This is a genomic window from Pseudonocardia halophobica (assembly GCF_027922425.1).
GTDB classification, from domain to species: domain Bacteria; phylum Actinomycetota; class Actinomycetes; order Mycobacteriales; family Pseudonocardiaceae; genus Pseudonocardia; species Pseudonocardia halophobica.
Genome location: NZ_BSFQ01000287.1, coordinates 1 through 533, shown reverse-complemented (window position 1 = coordinate 533; position 533 = coordinate 1). Strand labels below are relative to the sequence as shown.

The 533-nt window shown below is 61.7% G+C and carries 1 tRNA gene; it reads left to right on the top strand.

What is annotated here, in order from left to right:
• Window positions 1-121 precede the first annotated feature (121 nt).
• Window positions 122-195: transfer RNA gene (locus tag PKE99_RS39470), tRNA-Gly, on the top strand.
• The last annotated feature ends 338 nt before the right edge of the window (window positions 196-533 follow it).

The following is a 533-nucleotide window of genomic DNA, read 5'->3' as shown; positions in this document are numbered from 1 at the left end:
AGCCTTCGCCCCGTCTGCCCCCGGCAGGCGGGGTTTCCTGTCAGAACAAGCCGTTCTGCCTGCCGGGTCGCCCCGTTTACCCTTGCACTGCCCTGGCCATTCGGCTATCTGATCCGCCAATGCGGGTGTAGCTCAATGGTAGAGCCGCAGCTTCCCAAGCTGATGACGAGGGTTCGATTCCCTTCACCCGCTCCAATCTTCCTGTTTCGCGCTCCACCCCTGGCACGGCCCAAATGCGCTGCATTTTGCAATGCGTCGGAACCCGAATGCGTCCGGTGCGTTGATCTTGCGAAAGAAGTGGGAGAATGGATATGTCGCGGCAAGCGAAAGTCATGGCCAAAGCAACACCCCAACCCCTGCCGTTCCTGATGATCGGCGCGATGCTGGGGCTTCTTAGCGGGTGGCTGGCTCTGGCGATGTGACCCCTGCACAGGCCCTGCGGCCTGACAGGCATTCAGCGATCAGCGGTAGATGAAACCGTAGACCGGATTGACGCGGCCGAGGGTGCCGTTGGGATTGGCGACGCGCACCTG